This window comes from Brevundimonas sp. BH3, assembly GCF_045345115.1.
Taxonomy (GTDB): domain Bacteria; phylum Pseudomonadota; class Alphaproteobacteria; order Caulobacterales; family Caulobacteraceae; genus Brevundimonas.
This window is the reverse complement of record NZ_CP150796.1, coordinates 1,922,906-1,943,380: the sequence shown is the minus strand read 5'-3', so window position 1 is coordinate 1,943,380 and position 20,475 is coordinate 1,922,906. Positions and strand designations below refer to the sequence as shown.

The 20,475-nt window shown below is 59.7% G+C and carries 25 protein-coding genes; 23 read left to right on the top strand and 2 right to left on the bottom strand.

The genetic code is table 11. The features are described 5' to 3' along the window. The first annotated feature begins 99 nt into the window (after positions 1-99). Genes WEU32_RS09530 through WEU32_RS09515 form a run of 4 tightly spaced genes read left to right on the top strand, consistent with a single transcriptional unit; the run spans position 100 to position 3,131 of the window. The gene (locus WEU32_RS09530; protein ID WP_406851727.1) at positions 100-612 is read left to right on the top strand and encodes a GNAT family N-acetyltransferase; all 513 of its coding nucleotides are present in this window, start codon (positions 100-102) and stop codon (positions 610-612) included. Positions 613-655: 43 nt separating this feature from the next. After that, the gene (locus WEU32_RS09525; RefSeq protein WP_406851726.1) at positions 656-1,231 is read left to right on the top strand and encodes a DUF1285 domain-containing protein; all 576 of its coding nucleotides are present in this window, start codon (positions 656-658) and stop codon (positions 1,229-1,231) included. After that, entirely contained in the window at positions 1,228-1,914 is a 687-nt protein-coding gene (locus WEU32_RS09520) for a CoA pyrophosphatase (RefSeq protein ID WP_406851725.1), read from the top strand. The genes WEU32_RS09525 and WEU32_RS09520 overlap by 4 nt, the downstream gene beginning before the upstream one ends. Continuing rightward, complete coding sequence (locus WEU32_RS09515) at positions 1,911-3,131, top strand: CCA tRNA nucleotidyltransferase (protein ID WP_406851724.1); 1,221 nt, start codon at positions 1,911-1,913, stop codon at positions 3,129-3,131. The genes WEU32_RS09520 and WEU32_RS09515 overlap by 4 nt, the downstream gene beginning before the upstream one ends. On the opposite strand, the gene WEU32_RS09510 is transcribed toward WEU32_RS09515, so the two are convergent. Beyond that, positions 3,097-4,071 carry an endonuclease/exonuclease/phosphatase family protein gene (locus tag WEU32_RS09510; protein ID WP_406851723.1) on the bottom strand — a complete coding sequence of 325 codons (975 nt, stop codon included), beginning with the start codon at positions 4,069-4,071 and terminating at the stop codon, positions 3,097-3,099. The genes WEU32_RS09515 and WEU32_RS09510 overlap by 35 nt on opposite strands. A gap of 180 nt (positions 4,072-4,251) precedes the next feature. On the opposite strand from WEU32_RS09510, the gene WEU32_RS09505 reads away from it, so the two are divergent. From WEU32_RS09505 to WEU32_RS09490, 4 genes are read left to right on the top strand one after another with little or no spacing between them, the layout of a single operon-like run. Continuing rightward, positions 4,252-5,667 carry a DUF2793 domain-containing protein gene (locus WEU32_RS09505; RefSeq protein ID WP_406851722.1) on the top strand — a complete coding sequence of 472 codons (1,416 nt, stop codon included), beginning with the start codon at positions 4,252-4,254 and terminating at the stop codon, positions 5,665-5,667. A gap of 3 nt (positions 5,668-5,670) precedes the next feature. Further along, entirely contained in the window at positions 5,671-5,835 is a 165-nt protein-coding gene (locus tag WEU32_RS09500; protein WP_406851721.1) for a hypothetical protein, read from the top strand. Beyond that, positions 5,832-6,092 (top strand): hypothetical protein, encoded by a 261-nt coding sequence (locus WEU32_RS09495; RefSeq protein ID WP_406851720.1) that lies wholly within the window; start codon positions 5,832-5,834, stop codon positions 6,090-6,092. Before WEU32_RS09500 ends, WEU32_RS09495 begins: the two co-directional genes overlap by 4 nt. Further along, positions 6,089-6,472: a M15 family metallopeptidase gene (locus WEU32_RS09490; RefSeq protein ID WP_406851719.1), complete on the top strand. Its 384-nt coding sequence runs from the start codon at positions 6,089-6,091 to the stop codon at positions 6,470-6,472. Before WEU32_RS09495 ends, WEU32_RS09490 begins: the two co-directional genes overlap by 4 nt. Positions 6,473-6,528: 56 nt before the next feature. Here WEU32_RS09490 and WEU32_RS09485 read toward each other — a convergent pair whose 3' ends face one another. Then, positions 6,529-6,690: a hypothetical protein gene (locus WEU32_RS09485; protein WP_406851718.1), complete on the bottom strand. Its 162-nt coding sequence runs from the start codon at positions 6,688-6,690 to the stop codon at positions 6,529-6,531. Between the two features lie 169 nt (positions 6,691-6,859). Between WEU32_RS09485 and WEU32_RS09480 the strand changes: the two genes are divergently transcribed. The 15 genes from WEU32_RS09480 to WEU32_RS09410 all read left to right on the top strand — a co-directional run bounded on the left by WEU32_RS09480 (position 6,860) and on the right by WEU32_RS09410 (position 20,472). Beyond that, positions 6,860-7,057 (top strand): hypothetical protein, encoded by a 198-nt coding sequence (locus WEU32_RS09480; protein WP_312136657.1) that lies wholly within the window; start codon positions 6,860-6,862, stop codon positions 7,055-7,057. A 204-nt stretch (positions 7,058-7,261) separates the two neighbouring features. After that, a complete protein-coding gene (locus WEU32_RS09475) occupies positions 7,262-8,194 on the top strand; it encodes a flagellin (RefSeq protein WP_312136659.1) in 933 nt (310 codons plus the stop codon). Between the two features lie 314 nt (positions 8,195-8,508). Beyond that, entirely contained in the window at positions 8,509-9,357 is an 849-nt protein-coding gene (locus WEU32_RS09470) for a flagellin (RefSeq protein WP_312812620.1), read from the top strand. A gap of 152 nt (positions 9,358-9,509) precedes the next feature. Continuing rightward, positions 9,510-10,361: a flagellin gene (locus tag WEU32_RS09465; protein ID WP_312136662.1), complete on the top strand. Its 852-nt coding sequence runs from the start codon at positions 9,510-9,512 to the stop codon at positions 10,359-10,361. Between the two features lie 125 nt (positions 10,362-10,486). Next, entirely contained in the window at positions 10,487-11,290 is an 804-nt protein-coding gene (locus tag WEU32_RS09460; protein ID WP_312136664.1) for a flagellin, read from the top strand. A 122-nt stretch (positions 11,291-11,412) separates the two neighbouring features. Further along, positions 11,413-12,237 carry a flagellin gene (locus WEU32_RS09455; RefSeq protein WP_312136666.1) on the top strand — a complete coding sequence of 275 codons (825 nt, stop codon included), beginning with the start codon at positions 11,413-11,415 and terminating at the stop codon, positions 12,235-12,237. 79 nt (positions 12,238-12,316) lie between these two features. Continuing rightward, on the top strand, positions 12,317-12,595 hold the full coding sequence (locus WEU32_RS09450) for a flagellar protein FlaG (protein ID WP_312136668.1): 279 nt from the start codon (positions 12,317-12,319) through the stop codon (positions 12,593-12,595). A 180-nt stretch (positions 12,596-12,775) separates the two neighbouring features. Continuing rightward, entirely contained in the window at positions 12,776-13,591 is an 816-nt protein-coding gene (locus tag WEU32_RS09445; protein WP_312136670.1) for a flagellin, read from the top strand. 133 nt (positions 13,592-13,724) lie between these two features. After that, a complete protein-coding gene (locus WEU32_RS09440) occupies positions 13,725-16,451 on the top strand; it encodes a transcriptional regulator (protein WP_406851717.1) in 2,727 nt (908 codons plus the stop codon). Positions 16,452-16,524: 73 nt separating this feature from the next. Continuing rightward, positions 16,525-17,184 carry a hypothetical protein gene (locus tag WEU32_RS09435; RefSeq protein ID WP_406851716.1) on the top strand — a complete coding sequence of 220 codons (660 nt, stop codon included), beginning with the start codon at positions 16,525-16,527 and terminating at the stop codon, positions 17,182-17,184. Further along, a complete protein-coding gene (locus WEU32_RS09430) occupies positions 17,184-17,618 on the top strand; it encodes a hypothetical protein (protein ID WP_312136676.1) in 435 nt (144 codons plus the stop codon). Before WEU32_RS09435 ends, WEU32_RS09430 begins: the two co-directional genes overlap by 1 nt. A gap of 107 nt (positions 17,619-17,725) precedes the next feature. Further along, positions 17,726-18,226: a single-stranded DNA-binding protein gene (gene ssb / locus WEU32_RS09425; protein WP_312136678.1), complete on the top strand. Its 501-nt coding sequence runs from the start codon at positions 17,726-17,728 to the stop codon at positions 18,224-18,226. A 12-nt stretch (positions 18,227-18,238) separates the two neighbouring features. Further along, positions 18,239-18,688 carry a thiol-disulfide oxidoreductase DCC family protein gene (locus WEU32_RS09420; protein WP_406851715.1) on the top strand — a complete coding sequence of 150 codons (450 nt, stop codon included), beginning with the start codon at positions 18,239-18,241 and terminating at the stop codon, positions 18,686-18,688. 18 nt (positions 18,689-18,706) lie between these two features. Further along, positions 18,707-20,008, top strand: a complete 1,302-nt coding sequence (locus WEU32_RS09415; protein ID WP_406851714.1) for an SDR family oxidoreductase — start codon at positions 18,707-18,709, stop codon at positions 20,006-20,008. Beyond that, complete coding sequence (locus WEU32_RS09410; RefSeq protein WP_406851713.1) at positions 20,008-20,472, top strand: DUF2269 family protein; 465 nt, start codon at positions 20,008-20,010, stop codon at positions 20,470-20,472. Before WEU32_RS09415 ends, WEU32_RS09410 begins: the two co-directional genes overlap by 1 nt. Positions 20,473-20,475: the final 3 nt, after the last annotated feature.

Genomic DNA, 20,475 nt, shown 5'->3' with positions numbered 1-20,475 from the left:
GCGATAACCCACAAGATAGCGTGGCGGTTAGCGTTTTCGCGCCGCCATGCGATCAATTGCCGATTGATTCGTGTGGCGCTTGGTTCTAGTGCGCCGCACATGACATCAGTGCTCGCGTCCGTATCCTCTGCCCAGACCGCCGTTCCGGTGGTGATCCAGCGCGAGCAGGCTTCTGACGCGACGGCTGTTGATGCCCTCGTCATGTCCGCCTTTGGTCCGGGGCGATTTGCGAAGACGGCCGAGCGCGTGCGCGAAAAATCGGCCATTCTGGCGGGGTTCACAGTCTATGATGGCGCAGAGCTTTTGGGCTCGGTGCGTTTGTGGAGTGTGACTTCGGGCGCGGCGCGCGGCGCATTTCTTGGTCCGATCGCGGTGCGTAAAACCAAGCGCAGCACCGGCTTGGGCGGTTTGTTGGTGCAGCAATGCATCGAGGAAGCCAAGGCGCTGGGGCTGGACGGGATTCTGCTGATTGGCGATCCTCCCTATTTCGAGCGTTTCGGCTTTGTTGCGGCACCCGATGCCGTGTTCTCGGGACCGGTGAACAAGCAGCGTGTCATGTGGTTGCCGCTGACCGAAGTTTCGCCGGATGGCGCAGTCAGGCCTGTCGCCTAAATCCAAGCTTCAAATATGAGGCGATGCCGCCCATATTCACAGCATGGACAATTCAACTGCGCATCAGGACAAACCGACACCGTCACTACAATCTGTGATCGAAGCCACAAAACAGGCACCCGGTCGGGGTTTGCCGCCCGTGCATCTGTGGCACCCCGAGCATTGCGGCGATATCGATATCCTGATCCGTGCCGATGGCGTCTGGATGCATGAGGGCACGCCGATTGGCCGACCTGAGCTGGTGCGATTGTTCTCGACCATTTTGCGCAAAGATGCTGACGGCTATCATCTTGTCACACCGGTCGAGAAGCTAAAGATCAGGGTTGAAGACCTGCCGTTTAGAGCTGTGTCGATGCGGCATGAAAACGGGGCGCTGGTTTTCGTGACAGATCAGGGCGACGAAGCGGTGGCTGGCGCGGATCACGAGCTGGTTGTCGAAACCGATCCGCAGACGGGAGAGCCTGCGCCGCGTATCCATATCCGCGCGGATTTGTGGGCGCGTATTGTGCGACCCGTCTTTTATGAACTGGTCGAGATGGCGCACGAGGTGGACGGGTGTCTGGCTGTAACTTCGCAGAACAAGAGCTTTGCTCTGGGGCCGGAAGGGGCAGGCCTGTGAGTGGCAACCCTGTGATCGATAATGCGGTGATGCCTGCATCGGTGGTTGCGACCCAGTGCGAGAGCCTGAAACGCCGTCTGAAACAACATCTGATGGCCCCGTCCGAATGGCGGCTGAATCAGCCACCGCTACATTCCGATTTTGATTTGAATGCCCAAATGGAACGCCCGGATCGGCCCTTGCGACCGGCGGCGGTGTTGATCGCTATTCTGGAACGCGAGGACGGGCCGACCGTGCTGATGACGCGCCGTTCGGATTCGCTGGCCAGTCATACCGGCCAGATTGCTTTTCCGGGCGGGCGGCTGGATGCGGGCGAGACAGCGGTCGAGGCGGCTCTGCGCGAGGCATGGGAAGAGGTGGGGCTGGACCCGGAACTGGTCGAGGTGCTGGGCGTGGGTGATGGTTATGAAACCGGTACCGGCTTTGCGGTAACGCCTGTGGTGGGCTGGCTGAAGGCCGAGCCTGTTTTGAAACCATCCCCCGCCGAGGTGGCCGAGGTGTTCGAGGCTCCGTGGGCGTTTTTGATGGATCCGGTCAACCATCGTCGCGACTATTACGACCGTGATGGCCAGCCCCGCCGCTGGTTTTGGGCCATGCCCTATCGCGAGCATTATATCTGGGGCGTGACGGCGGGCATTTTACGCCGCCTGTGCGCGCGCCTGTATGAGGACAAGGTGGCGTGAGCGCGCCAAGTCTGAAAGGCCAGCCATGGCTGGAGGCCGAAGCTTCCAAGGCGGTGATGGCGGCGTTGGAAGCAGCGGGTGGGCCGGACTGTGCGCGCTATGTCGGCGGCTGTGTGCGTAATGCCCTGCTGGATGTGCCTGTCGATGATGTGGACATTGCCACGCAGTTGGAGCCGCAACAGGTTCTGGCGGCGCTCAAGACGGCTAAAATCCGCGCTGTGCCGACAGGGATCGAGCATGGCACCATTACCGCCGTCGTAAACAGCCAACCGTTCGAGATCACCAGCCTGCGCCGTGATGTCGAGACGGACGGGCGCCGAGCCGTGGTGGCCTTTACCCGCGACTGGGCCGAGGATGCCGCACGGCGCGATTTTCGTCTGAACGCGCTCTATGCCAATGGCCGTGGCGAGCTGTTCGATCCGACCGGTAGCGGTCTTTCGGATGCCGAGCAGCGCCGCATCGTGTTTGTGGGCGAGCCGGAACAACGCATCCGCGAGGACTATCTGCGTATCCTGCGGTTCTATCGCTTTTGGGCGTGGTACGGGCGCGGGGCGGTGGATGCCGAGGGGCATGCGGCGTGTCGCAAACTGGCCGAGGGCGTCGCGACGCTGTCGGCGGAGCGGGTGTCCAAAGAACTGCTGAAACTGCTGGCGGCACCTGATCCGGTGGCGGCCGTCAACGCTATGGACGAGGCAGGGGTTTTAAGCGTGATCCTGCCGCGTGCGGATCGCGCATCGTTTGCGGCCATGGTGGCGATTACGCCTGATCCGGTGCTGCGCCTTGTGGCCCTGTTGCCGTTGTCGGCAGAGGGCTTGGCCGAGGATGCCAGACGCCTGCGCCTGTCCAATGCCCAGCGGTACCGGATGGTAGAATCTGCTGTGTTGCTGGATGCAGATATGAGCGAGCAACAGGCCCGCGCCATGGTGTGGCGCGATGGTTTGACGGCCTTTGTGGATCGCACCTATCGGGCCGAGGCGGCGGGGATTGCGCCGCAGAACATGCAGGCCTTGCGACAGATGGCGCAGGACTGGCGCATCCCGTCCATGCCGGTGGGCGGGCGTGATCTGGCGCAGGCAGGCTTCAAGCCGGGGCCGATGACGGGCAAGGTTTTAAAGGCGTTCGAGCAGTCGTGGATTGCGGACGATTTTCCCGCTGATGGCCATGCGGCCCGCTTACAGGCGGCTATTGATCAGGTGCAGGCGCACGAAAACGGGTAATCACCGGACGGTGGTCCGAGCCGTTTTCCAGCCCCAGACGACGATCCACCAGCGCCAGTTCGGGGCTGTACCAGACCTGATCGATGCTGATGCCGAGGAAGGCAGGAAGTTTTGCGGGCCATGTACCGGTATAGGCGGGCGCGGGGGTAGGGATCAGGCCCATACTGTCCTTGACCTGACGGCCAATGCGACCGGACGAGACGGCGTTGAAATCACCGGCAATGATGGCGGCGTCGCCCAATCGGCGGCGCTCGACGGCCATGTCGGTGGTCTGGTTGATCTGCGCCCATTGATATTGATAGGGCCACGGGCGGGTCAGGTGCGCGGACATGACGCCGATTTCGCCGAGTGGTGTTTCCACGCGGGCGGCGGCCGAGAACAACTGGTCCTCAACATTTTCCTTGAGCGGTATTAGCGGCCAGCGACTGGCAACCAAGGCGCGGGCCGGTGCCACGGTGCGGTTGCCGACAATCGATACCACCCGATACGGGTGATCCGGCAGCAGTGTATCCAGTTCGGCGGCGGGGGCATCGCCAACCTCGACCAGCAGAATAATGTCGGCCTTAGCCTCGGCTATCGAACGGGCCATGGCCTCAACATCGGTGTTTCGCGCCCAGACATTGGCCGAATAGACGGTGATGGTTTCCGAAGCCGGATCGGACGCAATGCGCGGCGGGAACCACTGGGGCCAGACGGCCAGGAACAGCAGGCCAGAGGCCAGTGCGGCCATGAGGGCGGCAGGTCGTAGGCGTAGCACCAGCAGGAACAGTAACCACGCGATGCTGGCCAAGAAGGCAGGCGCAACGAACTGGTTGGCAAGGTCCGGCCAGCGGTGATCGGACTGGATCAATGACGCCACGGCCAGCCCCAGCGGAGCCAGCGTCACCGCCATGGCCAGAAGGTTCAGAGCGATGCGGATCAGGGAGCTTTGGCGCGGCATTCGACAGCGATATCGGAAAGCGGCGGGTGCGCCAAGTGTGCCGGTTGAACGCGGAAAGGTATCCTAACCGGACAATGCAATGCCTTTAAAAATAAGGGATTGGGTGCCTTTCGCGCCAGACTGCAAGCCCTAGCGGTGGTTTGGCCAAGACTGGTCTTCGACAATAGTTCGGAGATCGTGATGAGCGATGATAGTGCGCGGTTGGGCCTGCCCTATGTGGTGTCGGGCCAGCTGCAAAAACATGTGACGGTGAACGAGGCCTTCACCCGTCTGGATGCCCTTGTGCAGACGGCGGTGGTCAGCCGCAAGCTGTCGGTACCGCCAACAGAACCGCCAACGGGTGCGCTTTATCTGCTCGGGCCGGCACCGTCCGGCGGCTGGGCCGGATTTGCCGAGGGCGATCTGGTGCGTGCCGATGTGGGCGGCTGGGTGCCGGTAGTGCCGACGCAGGGCATGGGTCTGGTGGTGCTGGACGAAGGTGTGTCGCTGGTCCGCATGGGCGGGGCGTGGACCTCTCTGGCGCAGACGCTGGGTGGCACCCTGACGCTGGAGCGCGTGGGCGTGGGCGCGACACCGGATGCCGGTAATCCCTTTAGTGCCCGCATCAACAAGGCCCTGTGGGCAGCACGTCCCGATGAAGATGGCGGTGACGGCGATCTGCGCTTTGTCTTCAATAAACAAGACGCCAGCCATACGGCCTCGGTGCTGTTCCAGAGCGGCTGGCAGGGATGCGCCGAGATCGGCCTGATGGGCGATGACGACCTGCGCTTCAAGGTCAGCCCGGACGGCAGCCACTGGCACGATGCCCTGCGAGTGGACCGATCGACAGGCCGGATGTGGTTTTCGGTGGGGGCAGTGCGGCGTGAAACTACCATCCTGACCGCGTCGGGCAATGTCGCCGTGCCGTCATGGGCACGCTGGGTGGAAGCGGTCTGTGTCGGTGGCGGTGGAGCAGGGGCTGCGGGGCAGGGCGGTAACGCGGGGACTGTCCGCCACGGCGGCGGTGGTGGCGGCGCGGGCGGCATCAGCCACGCGGCGTGGCCCGCTGAACATCTGGGACAGTTGGACGTGGTGGTGGGCGGCGGCGGTCGTGCCTCGGGCAGTCATGGCGTGGCCTCATCGGTGGCGACCTATGGTCATGTGATCGCTCTGGCCGAAGGTGGGCGCGGCGGGGCTCTGAACGCGGGTGGTGCTGGCGGGCAGGGGCTGGATGGAGCTGCCAGCGGTGGAAAACCGGGTGGGGTTTCTGTGCCCCATAGTGCGGGCGGTGGTGGCGCGGGCGGTGGCTTGAGTGCAGCCAATGCGGCGACCTTTGGCGGTGATGGCGGCACCGGCCATCCGTGCGGCGTACAGGCCGTGGCCGGTGTCGGTTCTCAGTATGGCGGTTGGAACGGGCAGTCACCGTCACTGGCCAATCTCGGCTGGCTGGGCGGCGGTGGTGGGGGCGGTGGAGCCAATGCCGGAGGTGTTGGCCATGCGGGCGGTGCGGCAGGTCTTTATGGCGCGGGCGGCGGTGGCGGCGGTGCTGGAACCGGCACTGGCGGTGCGGGTGGCGCAGGGGCGGCGGGCCTCGTGCGTCTGACGTTCACGGGGTGAGCCATGCAGCCTGACTATGGACTGGACACCACTTGGGACGACCTGTTGCCGGATGCCGAAATCTGGACCTCGCCCGAGCGTTTGAGCGCCGACGAATGCCTTGATGAAATCGGCGTGGACTGGCGCAGCACGACCGGAGGATTTTCTGATGAAGGGGATGAAATATGAGGAAAGAACAAACGCCTAAATCCGCTGAACTGGCCGAGGGACGCTGGTTCTGGCGCCGGATGTATGTCTATCTGGCTACCTTGCTGCTTTGGGTCTTGCTGCGCGAGGTGGTGCATCGTGCGCCGCCTGAACAGTTGCGCTATCTGGCGGACGGTTTGATGGGATTGGTGGCCCTGTTGGGGCTGCTTTATCTGGTGGCACCGTCGGCGCAGCAGGTGGTCAATCTGGCGCGTGGACGTGCGCGAGGCGAGGCATGAGCTTTCGTCTGTCGGCGCGTTCGCGCACTCGGATGACGGGGCTGCATCCCGATCTGGTGCGGGTGATCGAGGGAGCGATTGCGATCACCCCCGTCGATTTCACCATCACCGAAGGCTTGCGGAAACCGGCGCGACAGGCCGAACTGGTCAAGGCGGGGGCCAGTCGTACCCTCAACAGTCGCCACCTGACAGGCCATGCCGTGGATGTGGCGGCATGGATTGGCGGAACAGTGCGCTGGGACTGGCCGCTTTATCCGCGCATTGCGGAGGCTTTCAAACAAGCGGCTGCTGATCTGGACGTGCCGCTAGTGTGGGGCGGTGACTGGCCGCGCCTGCGCGACGGGCCGCATTTCGAACTGTGCTGGAAGACCTATCCATGACGGTACTTCCAGCGGCGGGGTGGCGGCTGCTTACGTCTTTGGCTTGGGGGGCGGCTTTAGGGGTGACGATTCTGGTCATTCTGGCCATCCTTGTCGATCCATTTGGTGGGCGGGCGAGGCGTCTGGATCGTGCCGAACAGGCCGCAGCCATCGGGCGTGTCGAAGCGGATCTGCGACACAGGCAGCAGTTGGCCCAGCAGGAAATCATCATCCGCCAACGTGATCTTCAGGCACAGCAAAGAGCCGCAGAAGCGTTCACAAACAAGTTCATAGAAGAAGCAAGGGGGCAGGAGGATGCTAAAACACCTTTGGGCGATGCTCGTTATCAGCGTCTTGATGAGCATGACCGGTGGGTGTGTGAGCAGGCCCGCCAGCTTGGGGGTTGTGATGCCCGTTCTGGCCCTGCCGCCGGAGGTTGAAAGGCCATGCGATCTGGCAAGGCTTGAGGGTGAAGCCAATCTGGCGGCGCTGGAGGTGGCCTATATGCGACGCGGGCAACAGCTAATGGCCTGTGATGCCGCCCGTGCTCTGGCAGTTGAAACTTTGAAACGCGAGAGGGGACTAAGGGAAAATACGAGGCGGTAAGTCTTGCCGGGCAGGTTTTTCCCCTGTCCAGACGGGGGAAAAGTTGAGCTGCATAATTATATATTTAGTTTATGATAATCAGTGCTTTGTGCAAATAAAATAACACCGATAACTGGCTCGATGATTGCTGCAAGTTTGGCTGAGTAGAAGACTCCCGGCGCTAAAATGGCGCTGGCCATCACAAAGTGAGCAAGGACAGCCAAAATGGCCAACTCGATCAACACCAACCGTGGCGCTCTGATTGCGCTGCAAAACCTCAACGCGACCAACCGTCATCTGGAAACCACGCAAAACCGCGTGAACACTGGCTTGAAGGTTGCCACTGCGAAGGACAACGGGGCTATTTTCGCCATCGCGACCTCTCAGCGTGCTGAAATGGGTGCTCAGGACGCGGTTCGTCAGTCGATCCAGCGCGGCCAGTCTATTCTGGACGTTGCTATGTCGGCCGGTGAAACCGTGATCGAGGCCCTGACCGAGCTGAAGAGTCTAGCTGTGGCGATTCAAGATGCTCCGAAAGAGTACGACGCAGGTGGTGCTGTGACCGGTCTGGGCGAGAGCGGCAAAAAGCTCGTGGCTGACTTCGAGGCGATCGTGAAGGAAATTCACACGTCTCTGGCTGGCGCGACCTTTGATGGTGCGAACGTCTTCAAACTGGGTCAAACCGGCGGTCTGGCTGTCACTGTTAACACCGGCAGCGCGAACAATACGTTCGAGCTGAAGGCCGATGGTGCAGCCGCTGCGGCAGACGGTCTGGCATTCGGTAGCGCCGCTGGCGCTGGCGCAGGCCAATTCGATGCCGCAACCGGTGCGTGGAATGCCAAGGCGGGCAATACTGCAGGCGCAACGCCTTCGGCATTGACCGACTATTCGGTGGCTAATGTTGAGGCGGCGATCACCTCGTTTACCACGACCATGGCGGACATCGGCACCAAGTCGAAGTCTCTGGGTCGTCAGGCGACCTTTGTCGACAAGCTCCAGGACTCTCTGGAAACCGGCATCGGTAATCTGGTGGATGCAGACCTCGCCAAGGAGAGCGCAAAGCTGACGGCTCTGCAAACCAAGCAACAGCTGGGTGTGCAGGCCTTGGGCATTGCGAACCAGTCCAGCTCCATCCTGCTCAGCCTCTTCCGCGGCTAAACGCGAAAGGCGGCTGATACAGACTGGAATGGTCTTGGGCCAAAGGGGGCGGTGCGCCGCCCCCTCTTTCCGTTTTTAAGGTGAGAGTTTGTTTGGGATGTCGGTAGGAAATACCGGCTAGGCAAAATATACCGTCTATCACTAGGCAATATTTGCCGATGGTATAATCAGAACACATTGAAATAGTGATGTTTTACTCGTGCCGATTTCCTCTGGATTTCTGGTGCGACTCTTGCTTCGATGAAGCTTGAGCAAAATGCTCCCGTTGCCAAAAAGGCGACGGCCTTCACGAAGTGAAACATCAGGAGGCCAGAATGGCCAATTCGGTTAACACCAACCGTGGTGCGCTTATTGCGCTCCAGAACCTCAATGCTACCAACCGTGCGCTTGAGACGACCCAGAACCGTGTGAATACGGGCCTGAAGGTATCCTCGGCCAAGGACAACGGTGCGATTTTCGCCATTGCTACCTCGCAGCGCGCTGAAATGGGTGCGCAAGACGCCGTGAAGCAGTCGCTTCAGCGCGGTCAGTCGATCGTCGATGTGGCCTTGGCAGCGGGTGAGACGGTCGTTGATGCCCTGACCGAAATGAAGAGCTTGGCTGTGGCCATTCAGGATGCGGTGGCTGGTTCGGACACGGCAAACAAACTGAATGCCGATTTTACGGCTCTGGTTTCGGAAATCCGTTCGTCACTGACCGGAGCGACTTTTGACGGTGTGAACCTTTTTGATGCCAATGCCACGGCAATCGAGGTTTCTACCAATACGTCGGGTGGCAAATTCACCCTTAAAGCCGCCGCTGGCACAGCCTCGGGCGCGACGGCAGCGGATGGCTCGATCGATCCGACCATTACGGCCGATGCGACGGCCTTTAACTTTGACACTGTAGCGACCCGCACTGCCGCCAACGTCGAGCGTGCCATCAACAATTTCACTACGGTTCTGGCTGATCTGGGCACCAAGTCCAAGTCGCTGGATCGCCAGCTGACCTTTGTGGGCAAGCTGCAGGATTCGCTGGAAACCGGTATCGGCAATCTGGTTGATGCCGATCTGGCCAAGGAAAGCGCCCGCCTGACCGCGCTTCAAACCAAGCAACAGCTGGGTGTGCAGGCTCTGTCCATCGCCAACCAGTCCAGCTCCATCGTTCTGAGCCTGTTCCGTTAAGGTCTCGCTAGGGGTGTTTATTCAGTCGAAATAAGCACCCTTAAGCCAGCATGGCTCACTCGGTTTAGTACCAGTATCGCGTTTTACATGAGCAAAAGGCTCGCGCTGCCAAAAATGGCAGTAGTCACACAATGTGGATGTAGGAGGCCAGAATGGCCAATTCGATCAATACCAACCGCGGTGCGCTCGTCGCTCTGCAAACCCTGAATGCCACCAACCGTGCGCTGGAAACCACTCAGAACCGTGTGAATACGGGCCTGAAGGTTTCCTCGGCCAAGGACAATGGTGCCATCTTCGCTATTGCGACCTCGCAACGTGCGGAAATGGGCGCTCAGGACGCCGTCAAACAGTCGCTGCAACGCGGTCAATCGATCGTCGATGTGGCTCTGGCTGCCGGTGAAACTGTCGTTGACGGTCTGACCGAACTGAAAAGTCTGGCTGTGGCTATTCAGGATTCGGTGGCCGGTTCTGACACCGAAACCAAGCTGATGGCAGACTTTGATGCTATCGCCAAGGAAGTGCACTCGGCTTTGGCCGGTGCGACCTTTGACGGTGTGAACCTGTTTAAAACCGGCACCTTGATTGAAGTTTCCACCAATACTTCGGGTGGTAAATTCACTCTGAAAGCCGCTGCCGATGCCGCAGCCGCGACCGGACTGGCTTTTGGCGGTACGGCGACTCCGGCAACCGGCGCGTGGGCGGCTGCGGGTACGGCTGCTGCCAAACGTACGGCCTATACGGCGGCCAATGTTGATACGGCTCTGAACGGTTTCACCACGGTTCTGGCCGATCTCGGCACCAAGTCTAAATCGCTGGATCGTCAGGCCACCTTTGTCGGCAAACTTCAGGACGCGCTGGAAACCGGCGTCGGCAACCTTGTGGATGCCGATCTGGCCAAGGAAAGCGCCCGTCTGACGGCTCTGCAAACCAAGCAGCAGCTGGGTGTGCAGGCTCTGTCGATTGCCAACTCGTCCAGCAGCATCCTGCTGGGCCTGTTTCGCTAACACGTAGGTGAGGGAGGGGCGCGATAGCGGCTCTCCCGACCCTGATCACCTCTTTAAGTAAACCTCGGTGTCAAAGACTCCCGCTGCCAAAAAGGCAGTGATTATATGTAGATAAGGAGGCCAGAATGGCCAACTCGATCAACACCAACCGCGGTGCACTTGTCGCTCTGCAAACCCTGAACAACACCAACCGTGCGCTGGAAACCACCCAGAACCGTGTGAATACGGGTCTGAAGGTTTCGTCGGCCAAGGATAACGGTGCCATTTTCGCTATTGCGACCTCGCAACGTGCGGAAATGGGCGCTCAGGACGCCGTCAAACAGTCGCTGCAACGCGGTCAGTCGATCGTCGATGTGGCCCTGGCTGCCGGTGAGACTGTCGTTGACGCTCTGACCGAACTGAAGAGCTTGGCTGTGGCTATTCAGGATGCTGACCCGGCCGGTGACACGGCTGCCAAGCTGAATGCCGATTTCACCGCAATTGTCAGTGAAATCACCAGTGCGGTTAATGGCGCGACCTTTGACGGTGTGAACCTGTTCACCTCGGCGACGGCAACCGAAGTGTCCACAAACACCTCGGGCGGTAAGTTCGAACTGGGTGATGGCACGGTTGTGAACCCGATCACGGGCGGCGCTGCCGACCTGGGCACGGTCGCAAACCGGACGGCTGCAAACGTCGATTCCGCTATCAATGCCTTCACCACGGTTCTGGCCGATCTCGGTACCAAGTCCAAGTCTCTGGATCGTCAACTGACCTTCGTAGGCAAGATGCAGGACTCGCTGGAAACCGGTGTCGGCAACCTCGTGGATGCCGATCTGGCCAAGGAAAGCGCTCGTCTGACGGCTCTGCAAACCAAGCAACAGCTGGGTGTGCAGGCTCTGTCGATCGCCAACTCGTCCAGCTCGATGCTGCTGGGTCTGTTCCGCTAATATTTAGGCGAGGGAAGGGGGCGAAAGCCCCTTTCCCGATCCTGATCACCTCGACCATCACTACGGAGCAAAATGCTCCTGCTGCCAAAACGGCAGTGTTTGACAGAAGATAGGAGGCCAGAATGGCCAACTCGATCAACACCAACCGCGGTGCGCTTGTCGCCCTGCAAACCCTGAACAGCACCAACCGTGCGCTGGAAACCACCCAGAACCGTGTGAATACGGGCCTGAAGGTTTCGTCGGCCAAGGATAACGGTGCCATCTTTGCCATTGCGACCTCGCAACGTGCGGAAATGGGCGCTCAGGACGCCGTCAAACAGTCGCTGCAACGCGGTCAGTCGATCGTCGATGTGGCTCTGGCTGCCGGTGAAACTGTCGTTGACGCTCTGACCGAACTGAAGAGCCTGGCTGTGGCTATTCAGGACGCACCGGCAACGGGCGACACCCAGACCAAGCTGCATGCCGATTTCACGGCGATCACCAACGAAATCACCGCTGCTCTTGGTGGCGCGACCTTCGATGGCGTGAACCTGTTCAAGGCTAATGCTGCAGCCGTAGAGGTGACCACGAACACCGGCTCGACCGGCAACAAATTCACCCTGAAGGCTATCGCTGCTGCGGATACCAACCCGCTGGCAGGTACCGGCTTCGATCTGGCTACGGCTGACAAGGCCAACCGTACGGCCGCCAATGTGGACTCGGCTATCAATGCCTTCACCACGATTCTGGCCGACTTCGGTACCAAGTCGAAGTCTCTGGATCGTCAGCTGACCTTTGTCGGCAAGATGCAGGACTCGCTGGAAACCGGTGTAGGCAACCTCGTGGATGCCGATCTGGCAAAGGAAAGTGCTCGTCTGACGGCTCTGCAAACCAAGCAACAGTTGGGTGTGCAGGCTCTGTCGATCGCCAACTCGTCCAGCTCGATGCTGCTGGGCCTGTTCCGCTAATCCGGGAAAGGAGCGGGCTATTTCAGCCCGCTCCATACCTTGAATGCAGAAGGGTGCGCCAGAAAGGCGCTCAATTGGAATGTCTGACCCGATTTCTTCTATTTCAGCCGTGGCGAATGTGACGCCGGACGCTGCAAATATCGAGATGCCACCTGCCAAGCTGCAATCTGCCTTGGACGGTAACGATGATGCCAACCAGAGGCTTGTGATCGAGGCAGTGGGGCAAAATCGCTTTGTCTACAAGGTAATGGACCGTGTCACAGGCGAGGTTATCCGTCAGCTTCCTCGCGAGGAAGTGGAAAAACTGATTACCGATCCGGCCTATCGCCAAGGTGGCGTGGTGAGCACGTCTGTCTGATCTGAATAGCTGATGTAGCGCGCTGTATCCCGTTACGTCTTCAGTCTGATGTTCAGATATTTATAACGCCCCCGGAAAATGCACCGGGCGGCGATTTTATGGTTTTTTATACGTTAACCATACGATCACGACTCATGGTTAATAGTGGACCCGTACAGAAAGTCCGGGGGCGATAAAGCCATGACCACCAGCGTTCATACCAATAGCTCTGCACTCATTGCATTGCAGAATTTGAACAAGACCAATTCCAAGCTTGCAGCCACGCAGAGCCGTATCAATACGGGCCTGAAGGTGCAGGGAGCGAAGGATAACGCTGCGACGTGGGCCATTGCCCAAAACCAGCGTGCAGATATGTCGTCGCTGGACTCTGTGAAATCCAGCCTGAACCGGGCAACCTCGATCGCCGACGTGTCTCTGGCGGCGGGTGCCGAAATTTCCGACATCATTGTGGAGTTGCGAAATAAGGCCGTCGCTGCTGCCGATCCGTCGGCTTCGGACGCCACCAAGAAGGCGTACAATGACGAGTTCCAGTCGCTTTTGTTGTCGCTGGATTCGTTTGCCAAGAATGCCACTTTTGACGGCAAGAATATTCTGGATGGATCCGAGGCGGCTCCTCTGGATTTTCTGGCAAGTGCCGATGCGCAAGAAACTATTTCTCTGAACCCGCAAAACCTGACACTGGCGGGTCTGACTTTGACTGGACTTGATCTGGAGGCGGATCCTGCTGCGGCGCTCACGGCTGTAGAAGCAGCGCTGGCCACATCCAGTGAGCGTCTGGCCGAGTTGGGTGCGCAATCCAAGCAGATCGAAAAACACAATGTGTTTGTCGGCAAGCTGATGGACTCGCTGGAAGTCGGCGTCGGCAATATGGTGGATGCTGACCTGGCCAAGGAAAGCGCACGCCTTCAAGCTCTGCAGGTTCAGCAGCAACTGGGAGCACAGGCGCTGTCGATTGCTAACCAGTCGCCACAGGTTATTCTGTCGCTGTTCCAATAAGGCACAGATTTTATATGATATTTTTGAAGCGCCGATCTGTTTTTACAGGTCGGCGCTTTTGCTTTTGAGCGTCGGTGTTAACGACTTGCTGTTCCCGTTGCAGTAAAGCTGTTCGTGAAATGGAGCGCGCCTTATGAAGATCAACAACAGTTATCTGTTGGGACTTTACGGGGGGGATGCCAGCAGCATCTTCTCGGGTGGCACCGGTGCGTCTGGCGGCAGCATAAAATCACAGCCGACGGCACCGTGGAGCAGCTCCGTCGCGGACAAACAGCCGACCCAGTCCGAGTTGTTGCGCAAGGCCTTGTCGAACACCAAGTTTATCGACGAGCGCGCCAATAAACTCGATTTCAAGACTAAAAATTCCCACGAATACAAGACTCTGTTTTCGTTACATACAGGGCTGCAACTTCTGGAATCCCTGGCCCTGAGAGGGATGGAGAAGGGCGTTTCCAAGACCGAGGCGGCACAGCTGCAAAAACGTTTCGAGGCGGGCCTTAAAGAAGTATCCGATTATCTGGCTACGGCTGGTTCTGATGTGGATACGGTTCAGCTGATTAACGGCGTTTCCTCGACCCGCAGTCAAGGGACGACGGTGATCCCGCGTGACAATCATGCCTATCAGACCGGTCCTTTGCACAAGGGGAGCCTGTCCGAGCCTGTCGATGCGTTTCAGGGCGAGGTCCAGTTCAACATCACCATTCGTACCCGAAGCGGCACACAGTCAATTGCTGTCGATCTGAACGATATGAGGGCCACGCCCCGCACAATGGATGCGGTGATCGAACACATTAACGGCACGTTGAAAACTGCGGGCGTAGAAACCCGTTTCAGCCGTCAGGACATCCCCGGCGAACCGCGCAAGATGACTGTGGGGGATCGTACCATTACCCTGCCTGCCTCGGGTAATAGCTGGGGTCTGCGTGTTTCCGGCAATTCCAATGAGACAGTGGGTTTTCAGGCGGTTTCTTCCGGCCCTTCGGTTCATGTGATTCAGGGCAATGGCCTTGGCGGCAATAATCAGGCTCTGAAATTCGATCCTGCGGGTTCTGGCGGGGCCGGTATCGGCGAGACAAACTGGGTTGATGGCCGCACCGGCCAGTCCAATCTGCCCGATGGCATCAGTACAGTGCGGGCTTCGGCAGCCGCTGCCGATGGCGGTATGTGGATTGTGGCCGATATGACAGCAGACGCAGGCGGCCACACTGTGCGTGGCCAGTCTGACGTTGTGCTGATGAAGCTGGATTCTACGGGGCAGGTGGTCATCAGTCGCGGGTTAGGTGCGGCCTCCAATGCGGCGGGCTATGCCATTTCGGTGTCCGATGATGGCCGCGTGGCTGTGGCCGGTTCAGTGACGGGTGGCCTGATCCCCGGTCAGAGCGGGGCGAATGCGGGCCTGTCCGACAGCTTTGTCTCGGTATTCGATGCCAATGGCGTCGAGCAATGGACCCATTCACGTGGTGCCAAGGCTGCAGATGAAGCCACGGCAGTATCGTTCGGTGCCGATGGAAAGGTCTATGTGTCGGGACGCGCCCAGTCGGCCATGCCCGGCACCACGGCGACAGGCGGCTGGGACAGCTATGTGCAGGTGTTTGGCGAGAGCCAGAGCCATGCCACCGCGCCGATCAAGGCGGCATCTTTGGGCACCACCCAGTTCGGGACGGTGGGTGACGATTCCGTTCAGGCCATGACTGTCGATGGCGACAATCTTTATACGGCTGGTATCGAGAACGGCAGCTTTGTCGTGCGCCAGTTCCGCATCGGTCAGGAGGGCGCTCCTGAGCTGTTATCCACGCGTAATCTGGGCGCGGCCCACAGCGGCGAGATTGCAGGAATTGCGGTATCGGATGGCAAGCTGATTGTATCGGGTGCAACGCGCAATGCTGGACTGAATATCGATACCGTAACCCGCGCCCATGCGGGTGGATCGGATGCCTTTGTGGCCAGTCTGTCGATGGACCTTCAGGCTTCGGGCGATGATCGCCTGACCTATTACGGTACGGCGGGCGATGACACAGCGGCGGATGTCAAGATCGTGGATGGCGAGGTCTGGCTGACCGGCACATGGGATCGCGCCCGTACGGCCAAGGATACAGATCCGTCCATTGCCTATCTGGCGCGGATCGACGCAACGACAGGTGCGGTGGATTGGAACCGCACATGGACCGGCGACAAGCAACAGGCCAAACCCTTGGCCCTGACTGTCACCAGCAATGGCTCCAGCGTGCTGGACAAGTTGGGCCTGCCCAGTGGCGAGCTGGTTCAGGACGTGTCGCAAAAACTGGTGGATGCTACGGGACTTAGGGCCGGTGACCGTTTCTATGTCATCAACCCCAATACCAACCGCAAAACCGCCGTGACGATCGATGCCCGCGATACCTTGCAAACCCTGGCCACCAAGATTGAAACGGCATCAGGCCGCAACCTGAAGGTCACCGTCTCGACCAATCGCGGCGAGGGTCCGGCCAGCGAAGGCGACAGCCGTGTCCTGCAAGGGGGCGGCCAGTACCTGACCCTGACCAATGCTGATGGCCGCAAGGGCGCTCTGATCTCTTCGGGGGAAACGGGGCGTGATGCGCTGGCGGGGCTTGGTCTGACGGCGGGCTATGTCGGCAAGGGCGATGACAAGCGCAAGACGATTGGTCTTGATCTGCCGGCCAGTCTGAACCTGTTGAATGCCGATTCCGTCATTCAGGCGCGTGATTTTGTACAATCGGCTTTACGCAGTGTACGCGAAGCCTATCGCGCTATGAGCCCGACCATGCTGAACGCCAATAAGGGGCCGGTCGGCGCGCCATCGGCCTATATGCAAAGCCAGATTGCCAATTATCAGGCGGCTTTGGCCCGTCTGGGTGGCTGAGTTCTGCACAGTCACAGTTGACGCGGGCCATTAGGACAGGGCTATTGAAGCCATTGATGGCGTAGAGACCCGTATGGCTTTTCCAAAAGATACCCGCACGATGGTAATTGTGGGCGCAGGTGTGGCCGTTGTGGCTGCTGTTGCGGCTGCAATGTTTTTCGGTGCGGGAAATCCCAATGACCCCGACAATGTGCCTCCAGCCGCCGAGGGCGGTCTGAAAATTGATCTGGCCGAGGCTCCGACGCTGGAGCCGACGCGTGAACTGCGTTGCTATGTCAGCGGCCAGTTTGTCGGCATGGCCACTCTGGCAAACTGCGCCGAACGAAATGGTGTGGCCACGGGCACTCTGGATGTCGGTCTGGATGCGACGGGCGCTTTGGCTGCGGCTTCGTTTACGCCGCCGCCCGCATTACCTGTCGATGAGCCCAAGGTTCAGGTTGTCAATCCTTCTGCACCGGCTCAAGCCCCGCAACCTGCGGGGCCGGTCGAAGGGCAGTGTCTGCGCCACGTCGGTTCCGAATGGCGTCAGGTCGGGCAGGGTATGAACCAGGCCGAGTGCGTGAACGCGCTTTATGCCGGTACCTGCATCCGTACGCCGGGCGAGGCCCAGTATGGTCGCTGGAACGATGTGACCTTGCGTCTGGTCCCGCGTCGGGTTGAAGTTTCGACGGATAATGCCAACTTCCGCACGTATGCGGATCAAAACCGCCAATGCCAGTTTCCGAGGCTCTGATGCGTCCAGTTTTTAAAACGGCTCTGATGGTGGGAATGCTGGGGACACTGGGTCTTGGCCTATCGGCATGCGCGTCCAACGAGGTCGAAGCCCCGATGGACGAGGGCGTCTGCTATCACGTTGGCAAGGATGCGACCCAGAAGGGTGGCATACGCTTTAACGAGGTTGCCCGCGACCAGCCGCAGATCGAGTTCTGTGCGGCCCGACTGGAAGAGTTGCGCATTAAATTCTTACGTATGGGCGGCTCCAATAATGATCTTGTCGGTGCCTATCAGGGGCGCTTTATCTTCATCGACCGTCAGGGCGTTAAGATGAGCACTTCGCTGAATGGTCCACGGTTTTTCGCTCTGACGCGCACGGGAGATGGCCGACTCGCTATACCGGGTGCCATTCAGCGCGAGATCGACGGGCGTCCCATCGCGATCGCTCCCTGATAGCATCTCGCGAGCAATAGATTTTCCGGTTGTGAAATCGGAACATAAATGGAACATTCCCGTCGCTGTCGGTCAGACCGGCGGGCAATAATAAAAGGACATCGGTCATGGCGGGCAGCGTCAACAAGGTTATTCTGGTCGGCAATCTGGGCCGCGATCCGGAAATCCGCACCCTGAACTCGGGCGACCGTGTCGCTAACCTGCGTATCGCGACCTCGGAAACCTGGCGCGACAAGGCCACGGGCGAGCGCAAGGAAAAGACCGAGTGGCACTCGGTGGTCATTTTCAACGAGAACATCGTCAAGGTGGCCGAGCAGTATCTGAAAAAAGGTTCGACCGTTTATGTCGAAGGCTCGCTGCAAACTCGTAAATACACGGACGCGCAGGGCGTCGAGAAATACTCGACCGAAATCGTGCTGCAACGCTTTAACGGCACCCTGACCATGCTGGGCGGTCGTTCGGATGGCGGCTCGGGCGGTGGTTATGGCGGTGGCCAAGGTGGCGGTCGCAATGATGATGATTACTCGTCGGGCTTCTCGACCGGCGGTGCCAACCGTCCATCTGGTCCGAAGGAAAGCTATGACCTGAACGACGACATCCCGTTCTAATCACAACGAAAAATGAGGCAGGGAGCCTATAGCTATCGCCATGATCCCGCCGTTCCGTCCTTTAAGGATGACCGGCCTGTGGTTCTGTTTGATGGCGATTGTGCTCTCTGCTCGCATTCGGCGCGGACCCTGCTCAAGCACGGTCCGCGTTTTCGTTTGTTGCCGATGCAAAGTGATCTGGGGCGGGCCTTGCTGGCCCATTACGGTCTAAGTCCCGATGATCCGGCGAGTATGCTGGTGATTGAGGACGGGCAGGCGATGGGCATGTCGGACGCGGTGCTGCATCTGGCGCGGCATCTGCCGTTTCCGTATCGGTTGGGGATGGTTGGCCATATGGTGCCACGCCCGATCAGGGATTTAGCTTATCGCTTTGTGGCGCGTAACCGGCGCAGGCTTAAGGGCAAGACATGGTGCGCCATGCCGCCCGAAGGCGCCGATATGAAGGACCGGATTCTGGATTAGGAACCGGTGGGGGTGACTATGGTTGGATGTATTCTGGTTCTCGGGGCCAATGGTTTTATCGGCTCGCGTGTGGCTGCGGCCATGTCATCGGCCGGGTATCAGGTACGGGCAGGGGCGCGTGATACGCGCACGGCCTCGCGACGGGCTCCACATTTTGAATGGGTAAAGGCAGATTTCTTTAACCTGACACGTCCCGATGACTGGCAGGGTTTGCTGGCCGGTGTCGATGCGGTGGTGAACTGCGTCGGCGTGCTTCAGGACGGCGGCAAGGACAGCAACCGTATCGCCCATATTGACGGCCCTCGTGCCCTGATTGCGGCGTGTGAAGCGGGTAGTGTGTCGCGCCTGATCCATGTTTCGGCTGTCGGTGCCGATGAGGATGCAGGCACCCTCTATGCATCTTCCAAGGCCGAAACCGAGACCATGGTCATGGCTTCAAAACTGGATTGGGTGATCCTGCGGCCATCGCTGGTGGTCGATCGTGCGGCCTTTGGCGGCACCGGCTTTATCCGTGCCTTGGCAGCTATGCCTCTTGTCATGCCGGTAGTGGGGGGCGAACAACGGTTCAAACCCGTGGCGTTGGCTGATCTGGCGCAGGTCGTGGTGAAACTGGTTTCGGATCGCAGCATCAGCCGCGAGGCCCTGGACATTACCGGACCCGAAACCGTGACCATGGTGGAAACCCTGTCGCTTTATCGCGGCTGGCTAGGGTTTGAGGCTGCTCCGATTGTGCGGGTACCGCGCTGGATGGCGACACCGGCGATAATGGCGGGGGATGTGCTGGGCCGGCTGGGATGGCCGTCACCTTTGCGCAGCACATCGATGAAGCAGCTGGATTACGGCGCGGCGGGCGCAGACAGTGACTGGGCCAGTCGTCTGGGTGTGGATGCCCGCAGCTTCCGGCGCTTCTTGTCGGAAAATCCTGCCTCGGTTCAGGATGTCTGGCATGCCCGCCTGTGGGGTGTGCGGCCCATTGCCATTCTGGTGCTGGGCCTTTTCTGGCTCCTGACCGGCGTGGTCAGCTATACCGTCGGATGGGAACAGTCTTTGGCCATTATCCGTGAAACGGCGGCGGCCCGTTTTGCATGGCCTATCGTGTGGTTTGGCGCGCTGCTGGATGTGGTGCTGGGGCTGATGCTGTTTGTGCGTCCATGGACCTCGCGGGTGGCGATCTTCATGTTTATGGCCACCATCGGATACCTGATCGCGGCGACGGTCCTGTTGCCGCAATACTGGCTGAACCCGCTGGGGCCGTGGCTGAAGGTGCTGCCGATGATGGCACTGTGCCTGTTTGTGGCAGGAACGGAGGCGAGACGCTAATGTATGAGTGGCTAAAGATCATCCACATCCTGTCGGGGGCTGTATTGTTCGGCACAGGGGCAGGGATCGCCTTCTTCATGTTGCGCGCCCACATGACCCGCAATGTCGCGACCATGGCGGCCGTCGGGTCGATCGTGGTACTGGCGGACTTTTTGTTCACAGCGACCGCTGTGGTGGTGCAGCCGATCAGCGGACTGGGCCTGATCCACCTTCAGGGCTACAGCTTGACCGAGCCGTGGCTGCTGGCGGCCTATGGGCTTTATGTGCTGATCGGCATTTGCTGGCTGCCGGTGGTGTGGATCCAGATGGAACTGGCGAAAATGGCCAAGCAGGCTCAGGCCGAGGGGGAGGCCTTGCCGCCCCGCTATTTCGGCCTGTTCCGCATATGGTTCATTCTGGGCTGGCCCGCCTTTGCCGGTGTGATCGGCATCTATTGGCTGATGGTGGCCAAGCCGGTTTTCTAAGGT